Genomic DNA, 7,865 nt, shown 5'->3' with positions numbered 1-7,865 from the left:
TGCACGAGCTGGCCCCACGAAACCATGTTGGTTAGCATGAACAATTAACGGAAATAACTGACCAAGCAGGGTTACTACGTCCACCAGGTATTCAACACAAGGTTTAAATGCCGTATTCCCACCAATGACAATATGGAAAATAAACTGGCCTTGTGTTTGCTGCTCAACCCGTTTGAAAAGCGCTGCTGGAATATCCCGTCGAAGTAAAGCGGGAAGTTGTTCGGACTCCGGTGCTCCAAAATCCAAAAAGTACTGATTATAGGGAAGAGCCGATAACTCCAATACCGATCGGAGCAGTAATTGCCGATCTTGTTTATCGCGTTCGTTGAAGAGAGAAAGCTTAGCTACCCGTTGCTGGCTTCTGAGGAAGGCTAATTGGCGATCACTAGTTTTTGTAGAGTTATCTACATCTAAAAACAAAACGGAGGATTCGTGTTCATTTGCTAGCGCATAGAGGTATGTCAAAAATGATTTACCTACGCCACCTTTGGCTTGAAGGATAAAATGAAATTGTTTCATCAGTTTACTTGGTAAATAGTGATTAGCTGGGTAAGAATTGGATGAGTGAAGATTGCTTCGTAAGTGAATCCAAATCGGGGACTGTTACAGCAAGTGTATGGGGATTAGAGCTACCCATCGTTGATTGACTTACTGAGTTCATCATTAGTTTAGATCGTCTGGGTTTATGCTTTGATCGGATGTGATAAATAATACTGGGACCTACCTCGATACCTAAATCATCTGAAATTTTCTGGGCCAGCACATCAGCCGTTAAGGGAGATTCGAACCATTCCTGGTAGTGTAAAAAGAGTAGATCTCTACGTTTCGTATTACGTTTTCGAAAAGCATAGAGTAAGTCCTTCTTCGTCGTAGCGTTCATAATATGTCTACAATTGATTTTTACTTAAAAATACGCTATTTCAGCCATTTATTATAAATTTGTCAAATAAAAGTTAGAAAAAATGTTATTATTAGAATACTATTGGAAAATTATTAGAAGATTCGTAATTTATATTTAGAGCGAGTTGTCTTTTCGCCGGGGTAAAAATTGTCACGCTTAAATTTCACGAAATATATCTATGGAGCAGAACCATAATTTTAACCAACATTCGCAAGCAAAACGCTCGGGGCGACCACCCAAAAAAGCCGAGCAGATTCGGTGTCATAAGGTAACAATTGCTTTGACCGAAAGCGAGTATCAACACTTCAAAAAACTAGCTGGTCATGAGCCGTTACCCACGCCCATTGGTCGTAACGCAAGGCCAAAACGACAACATGGCTCAATGGCTGGACTGATCCGGCGGTTGATGAAAATGAACGGGCTGGACAAAGGTTTGTCGCCTTTAGCGACCGTCGAGCAGGAGAGGATTTTAGGGCAATTAGCCAACCAATCTAACTACTTACAGCAACTTAGACGGCAGGCGGATGTAGCAGGGTTTCTAGCGGTGGTTGTTCAATTGACAAACCTTATACAACAGTTGAATAGCATACTGGATGAATATGATCGAATTCGCAGAACTGATCGGAAGAGTGGATTTACTATCAACTTAGCTATATGATAGCCAAAGTAAGCGTAGGACGTAGTTTTGGGGGTGTGGTGCGCTATCTATTCGAGGGTCATTATGACGATTTACAGGCTAACAAACAGGCAGAGATTTTGGCGGCTAATGGTGTACGGTTAGGGTCGATGGAACAGATGATTTCGGATTTCAACCGACACAGAGCGCTTAATACAGATTTAGGGGTTGCGGTATGGCATACTGCCTTAGCATTTCATGCGGATGACCGCCCGAAACTGACAGATAAAAAATTAATTGAATTAGCCGAGGATTACATGCGGGAACTCCGCCTTGATCCTGATAATATACAATGGTTGCTGGTTAAGCATAATGACACCGCCCATCCACATATTCATTTAGTGATGAGTCGGGTAGATTTTAATGGCCGTACGGTTGACAAAAGTTTTTGCAAAGATCGTAGCCGAGAAGCAGCCAAACGTATTGCCAAACAACAGGGGCTGATCGTTGCTTTAGACCGGCAGCGTTCTAACGTAGTAAATGGCCGAATAATGTCTGCGGAATGGATGGAAACTAAATGCCAAATTCAGGCGGCTGTAGTTGCAGAACTTCCATATGTTTCTTCGTTGGTCGAACTGGCTCAAAAGCTTCAACTACAGCAAATCCAGATTCATTTCCAGCGTAGAAAACAGACAAAGGGGAAAGGAACTATAACAGGCATTACGTTTGAAGCCAACGGTCATTTTATTCGAGGACGTAACATCGGTAAAGGATTTAGCGCGGGATCACTACAAAAGCAGTTCCAGCAGACACTTAGTAGCTCAAAGCTTTATGAGGAGCCCCAACTACTTCATGTAATAGCTAATAAAGCTACAGCGTCAGAAGCTCACCTAGCTCTAAAAAGTGAACAAGAATCTATCTTATCAGTAGATACCGGTAAGAAAAGGAATGACAACAGGGTGAAGAAGACAACAAAAAATGTAGAAAGCTCAAGAATACGATTACCGTAAGCTGAGATAAAGCCTTACCTAACCTTCGGCTTCAATCGCATCTTCTGGGATTAGCGGCTGCACCTTATGTTCGGCGATATATTCGTCGATCCGCTCAGTTTCGTTTTCCGGTACAAATTCAAATGTCGGCTGCTGGCGAACGTTCTGCCATATTTCTCGCTGAAACGGAAAGTCAAGACCAGGCTCTTTGCCAATCAGAAAGTACTTACCATTTGTTTCGTCGTTAGCCTCAAATGCTCTGGCTAAAGCAACAATTCGATTTATATCTGCTTCAAGTGAATAACGCTTCTTTTCAAAATCAATTATTTGGCCAATCATGCCGACCTCGTTACGGCCAGCAATATTCACCTTTGTAGGTGCAATGAGACCAGGAACAACCTGAGCAGTAATTGTGGCATCTAAATTAACCCGTCCTTTTACTTTAGGATATAAGTCACGACGGACGCGTTCCGTAACGTTGCTATTTGATGCATGTTTACGAGCGATTTCCCAGTCTTGATGAATATATTTTTGAAACAAACGAATAAATGCATCGTCTGTCACGGGTAAGTCAATCGCTTTAGGCTCCGAGAATGTTAATAGATTATTGCTGTATGTTGCCAAGTAAGACACATAGCTTTTCTCCAAAAACCGACGCTCAAACGGCTCTATTGATACTTTGTAATTGAAGTATTTATTAACAGGTTCCGGGTTACCTATGTACTCATCTAGATTTTTGACGAGCGTACGAGCTAAGCTATATGCTTCCGCCGGTAATAGTGCTCGGAGAGCATCTAATTTTTCTGGAGCGTAATGGAAAATAAGGCGGTTATCGTCACGTAACAACAGGGCAATACTCACCCGTTCATCCAGGGATGGACGAATATTGGCGTAGATTATGCTGTAAAATGTTGTCATATAAAAAGACCGTCTTAAGATTTCACTACTCTATCACTTTAATATATTAACGTAATAATAGCTGTAAATAGTGCCTGAAATCTGCCTCTGCCTGGCTTAACCAGGTGTCATCAAAAAGGTTTTCAATAAGCCATTGATGCCGTTCAGCAGTATCAATACTCCATAACGGGGGCACAAAGTTCACTATTTTCGGTAATGCTTTTGCGCAAAGTGCGACTTTTTGTCGGAAAGACGACAACACAATTTCACCATCCCGCTTTAAAACAGTACTGTTCGCATAGAGCAGTCGACAAAAGTCGGTTGATAGAACGCTATCCTCTTCGGTCAAAGGTGATAACGTATACTGACCAACGTTACTAGAATTGAAGCATGCAGCATGATCAATCGCATGAATGAAAAATTTGCCTGACTGAATAGGGACTAACAACAAATTATAGTTATTCCCGTTGCGATCTTCATTCGCTGTCCATAGATCGAAGAGGGCTATTCGAAGTAAATCTACCCGATTCTGTATTTTTAGAACATCGTTCCGATTAGCCCCCAGTGCTGTTAAAGAATTATCTACTTCACGAGCATGCTGCAAGTAAATTGAGCCAAATACAGGTCGTTCGAAGAATGCTAAACGTGCACCTTCTCGCAATGCCTCAGCAGTGACGTGTTCAGGCTTGACTGTCACCAGGCTCGCATCTGGAACTGGAATACCCCATTCTTTAAGAAATGCCCAAGCCAGTAATTCATTAAATTGACGTTCAACATACCGGTATTTACAGACGTAATCGTTCAGATCCTCGCAGGTAGCTAAAACTGGTCTGTCATTTGTCTGAAATACCTTATGTATGGCTTCGATGGATTGGTGTGTCTGCAAGCTAAATGAGCAAAAGTTAAGCCAATATTTATGGTCGTGGCAGTAAGTATTTGATAGTTAATGATGCTCCATCGCCCTGAGGAGGTGCTTCAAGAATAACATCATCTTCTGTTCTAGCATCTCGCATTACACGACAGCATATTGGCATCCGATGGTTTTGGCCTGGATAACTACCAACTTGACGATGTAAATTACCGAAGTTGACAACAAGGTGAGATTGACCAGCTTGTTGAGCCTGTTGGAGCAGGCTGTTTAGTGCATTAGAAAAATCGTCAGCGGTAGGAGGCATGGAATTAGTGTAGTCAAGTACAACTCAAAATTATGGATTTACTGTTGTATTTCGGTGCATCAACTCTACACCCTTCAAGTAAGACGTCTGAGGTAAAAGCAAGATATTAACTATCATTACTAATAAATACGACTGAAAATGAGTTAATTAGTTCTCAACGATAAAAAGTTTATACATTAAGCTGTGCTTTAGGTGATTTTTCGCTGAGATAGGGGAAATTCCCCATTGACCGGCATCTAGCAGCCAGCGTAGTTTGCAGAAGTTTAATAAACGGCCTGCAACGCATGAATCTACGCTGTTTTTACAAAAGCGCTCTATATAGTGCCTGTGTTTTTTTCAATCTACAAATTGGGTTAGCGCAACCGGAAGGATACGCTGTTTTAGTCGGTGTTCAAACGACCAGTGCGGTATGTAGGCCTAGTGATTTCTTCGATAACCGGGCCACTGCGGGTGTGAGTAAAGACCTTGATAAGATGCGGCAACTGTTGCGGCAGGCAAGATTTAAGGATGCAAATGTTAAACCGCTGTTGAGCAACACGGAAACAACTGCGGCATTCATATTAAAATCCCTATCTGATCTGATTCCTAAAGCAAAAGCTGGGGATTTGGTTGTCTTTTATTTTTCTGGGCATGGTGATACATTACGGGATACTAACCATGATGAGCTTTCTGGATTCGACGGCGTACTGATCGCTAATGATCGTTGTCTGATTGATGATGAATTAGATCCTATCTGGCGAAAATTTCTTCCAGGCGTGCGTTTAGTGATGATAGCAGATGCCTGCCACTCAGAATCTTCCTACAAAATCAATTTCCTTGAGCATCGACTCACTAGCGTGTCAGCATCCAAAAAACAGACAGGAAAAAAGAAAAATCATTCGTTGGCCGAAAAATCAGCGCAGCCAACTGTGCGATTCAGAAATGAAATCCTATTCAATCAAAGCCGACGAGATGCATTTGGAACTTGTCTGGAAACAGCGCTCGATGCCGCTCAACCTTACCAGATGATCTATATCAGTGCCTCACATGAAGCCACAACAACCGGTGGGGCAGCAAGCGGAAGCTTGTTTACGGATGGGCTATATCGAAACGCTCGAATCGTTGACCCGAGTCAACCCGTTCGGCTAACCTACCGCAAACTACTGGAGCGTATTGATACATGCCCCTCAACGGTAACCTATGCTGAAGTGGGACAACTTAATCCACAGTTTAAGAATGATTATTTTTTAAAAATCCGCTAAACACTATCAGAATGAATCACAAAAAAGTAATGATTTTACTAGGGGTAGCCGGGCTAATTAGCTGCTGCAAACCCACACTCACCGTGCAACGGGTACCCATATCGTCAACTACCTCAGATGATGAAGGCGGGCTATATTATCCCTTACCCATGTCACTTGTTACGGTCGAAATTCCGATTACGCGTATTGTTCAGAAAAAAGGAGACTGTTTTTGGGAGGAAGCCTTAAAAGAGCGCTTAGGGGAGAAAGATGCTATTACGCTTAAAGGAAAATGGACTACTACCAACAAAAATACGTACACCTCATATACAATTAAGGAAGAAGAAATTCGTATTAGCTCACGCCCTATACCTGATCCTACTAAAATCTTTCACGTTTTGTTGAAAGGAAAATGGAATAAAAACAGAGAGCTGACAGCAACGCTCAATGAGTTAGGCCAAATGACCCAGGGAGAAATGGTAAACGAAGACCGAACGTTTGATCTGGTTGTACAGGGCGTTCAAAGTGTGGCGGGTATTGTCTCAACCCTTGTGATACCGAAAGCAGCCGGACAATCAATAGGAACAAATCTAGCAGATTCAGATAATTTCGATTTAACCAGTACTGACAAACGTAAGCGCGATCTGATTGCTGTTCGAGCCGCTCGAACGCAACTTATTCAATCGTCTGATAACATTGGTGCTGAAGGTATATTCAAGAAAAAACTAGATGAATTAGATAAGCTGGAAGCTGATTTGCTGTCTCATTTAACATTTGACGAAACTAAAACGCAGGTAATTTTAAGAGCTGACATATTGATTGAAAAGCCAACTAATTCCACTTTTAGCGCTTCTAAACCAATTCTTACATTTAGAGAGGAAGACAAGCCAATTCTTCATTTTGCGCCTACTGACGGAACCTATCAGAATGAATACCTGCGCCAATTTGCTGATTTTGCCAGTACACCTGCCGCCGACGCTGAAAAGCTATATACATTGAATGTATCTCACACTGCTGGAAAACAACTGGCTGATTACGTGAGCGAGCCGCCTACTTCGTCTACAATAGCGCGTGGTCTGGCTTACAATGTACCTGTTTGGGCTAGAGCCAACGTTAGCATGAAACCCAAGGAAGGTTCCGGAAAAACGGTTGCGGTTGCTACGGTTGCTATGCCTCAATGGGGTAAAGTAGCCTATTTACCCGAAAAAGCATCGAGCACTGGATTTGAATTCGACCCATCAACAGGGGCGTTGCGTAAACTAGCGATAAAACAAGCTGGTCTGACTGCCGATCAAATCGCAAAAGCCGGAAATGCCCTGAACAGTGCGGCTACCCTAGTTCAGCCAGCGTCATTGACGGCACCAGTTGCTAATGCCACACGAGACAACGACCTGATTGAACAGAAGATACGAGCTATTAAGCTCCAAATGCAATATGACAGTTTATCTAAGGTTAAAGATAAACTAACGCCCGTTAGCAATAATTAGAAAGATGTGGCTACGCTTCTACTGACGTAGCCACGTCTAAATCTTCTACTTCTTCTACCTGAAACGCCCGGTGCAACAACGCCTTGAGCAACTCCCCGGCCTGTGTGCGCTGATGAGTTAATTCATCGCGCAATTGGCCTAGCTTTTCCATCGCCTGCTTCACCGCTTCAACAATAGCTTGTTGCTCGGCAAGGGGAGGAAGGGGGATGGGGAATTTCCTAATCTTTTCTAGATTAAAGTTTCCTGCTGAAGTTCCGCTACTAGCGATATTGCCTTTTGAATAAGTTACTCCATAAATGCTATTAAATAAAATCTCTAGAAAATACGAGTTAAGTGCATCCTTTATAGGTTTAATCAACCCCAGACTTACATAAAATGCAAAGTTGAGATGCTTATTAATTACAGCAGCTTCACCAATTCCAGCACCGACCCTCGCGACTAATACATCTCCATATTCTGGTGTGCGACCCTTTATATAATTCAGATATGCTTCTTCAGAAACGTACCTGTGAATCTCTGGCTTATATTTAAATGGGTTAACATTTTGAGCGGAAATAAAAATGCGTCCAGATTCGGTATA

At 42.4% G+C, this 7,865-nt stretch carries 9 protein-coding genes; 4 read left to right on the top strand and 5 right to left on the bottom strand.

What is annotated here, in order from left to right; genetic code table 11:
* Positions 1-519: hypothetical protein (locus ACOJS8_RS05055; protein WP_420147444.1), on the bottom strand; the 519-nt coding region annotated here is incomplete at its 3' end.
* Between the two features lie 560 nt (positions 520-1,079).
* On the opposite strand from ACOJS8_RS05055, the gene ACOJS8_RS05050 reads away from it, so the two are divergent.
* A complete protein-coding gene (locus tag ACOJS8_RS05050; protein WP_420147443.1) occupies positions 1,080-1,559 on the top strand; it encodes a hypothetical protein in 480 nt (159 codons plus the stop codon).
* A complete protein-coding gene (locus ACOJS8_RS05045; RefSeq protein WP_420147442.1) occupies positions 1,556-2,527 on the top strand; it encodes a relaxase/mobilization nuclease domain-containing protein in 972 nt (323 codons plus the stop codon). The genes ACOJS8_RS05050 and ACOJS8_RS05045 overlap by 4 nt, the downstream gene beginning before the upstream one ends.
* Before the next feature lie 18 nt (positions 2,528-2,545).
* Here the strand turns inward: ACOJS8_RS05045 and ACOJS8_RS05040 are convergent, their stop codons facing one another.
* Genes ACOJS8_RS05040 through ACOJS8_RS05030 form a run of 3 tightly spaced genes read right to left on the bottom strand, consistent with a single transcriptional unit; the run spans position 2,546 to position 4,578 of the window.
* Positions 2,546-3,424 (bottom strand): hypothetical protein, encoded by an 879-nt coding sequence (locus tag ACOJS8_RS05040; RefSeq protein ID WP_420147441.1) that lies wholly within the window; start codon positions 3,422-3,424, stop codon positions 2,546-2,548.
* 46 nt (positions 3,425-3,470) lie between these two features.
* The gene (locus tag ACOJS8_RS05035) at positions 3,471-4,289 is read right to left on the bottom strand and encodes a HipA family kinase (RefSeq protein WP_420147440.1); all 819 of its coding nucleotides are present in this window, start codon (positions 4,287-4,289) and stop codon (positions 3,471-3,473) included.
* 28 nt (positions 4,290-4,317) lie between these two features.
* Positions 4,318-4,578 carry a hypothetical protein gene (locus tag ACOJS8_RS05030; RefSeq protein ID WP_420147439.1) on the bottom strand — a complete coding sequence of 87 codons (261 nt, stop codon included), beginning with the start codon at positions 4,576-4,578 and terminating at the stop codon, positions 4,318-4,320.
* A 284-nt stretch (positions 4,579-4,862) separates the two neighbouring features.
* Between ACOJS8_RS05030 and ACOJS8_RS05025 the strand changes: the two genes are divergently transcribed.
* Complete coding sequence (locus tag ACOJS8_RS05025) at positions 4,863-5,819, top strand: caspase family protein (protein ID WP_420147438.1); 957 nt, start codon at positions 4,863-4,865, stop codon at positions 5,817-5,819.
* Between the two features lie 11 nt (positions 5,820-5,830).
* Entirely contained in the window at positions 5,831-7,285 is a 1,455-nt protein-coding gene (locus tag ACOJS8_RS05020) for a hypothetical protein (RefSeq protein ID WP_420147437.1), read from the top strand.
* A gap of 10 nt (positions 7,286-7,295) precedes the next feature.
* Here the strand turns inward: ACOJS8_RS05020 and ACOJS8_RS05015 are convergent.
* The coding region (locus ACOJS8_RS05015; RefSeq protein ID WP_420147436.1) for a restriction endonuclease subunit S at positions 7,296-7,865 on the bottom strand (570 nt) is incomplete at its 5' end.

Source organism: Spirosoma sp., assembly GCF_048594605.1.
Classification (GTDB): Bacteria; Bacteroidota; Bacteroidia; order Cytophagales; family Spirosomataceae; genus Spirosoma.
The sequence above is the reverse complement of the archived record's forward strand: the minus strand, read 5'-3'. Positions and strand labels throughout refer to the sequence as shown.

What these genes read in the sequence shown, in the direction of transcription:
- ACOJS8_RS05050 (WP_420147443.1), top strand. Translation starts at nt 1,080, where the DNA reads ATGGAGCAGAACCATAATTTTAACCAACATTCGCAAGCAAAACGCTCG.
- ACOJS8_RS05045 (WP_420147442.1), top strand. Translation starts at nt 1,556, where the DNA reads ATGATAGCCAAAGTAAGCGTAGGACGTAGTTTTGGGGGTGTGGTGCGC.
- ACOJS8_RS05040 (WP_420147441.1), bottom strand. Translation starts at nt 3,424, where the DNA reads ATGACAACATTTTACAGCATAATCTACGCCAATATTCGTCCATCCCTG.
- ACOJS8_RS05030 (WP_420147439.1), bottom strand. Translation starts at nt 4,578, where the DNA reads ATGCCTCCTACCGCTGACGATTTTTCTAATGCACTAAACAGCCTGCTC.
- ACOJS8_RS05025 (WP_420147438.1), top strand. Translation starts at nt 4,863, where the DNA reads ATGAATCTACGCTGTTTTTACAAAAGCGCTCTATATAGTGCCTGTGTT.
- ACOJS8_RS05020 (WP_420147437.1), top strand. Translation starts at nt 5,831, where the DNA reads ATGAATCACAAAAAAGTAATGATTTTACTAGGGGTAGCCGGGCTAATT.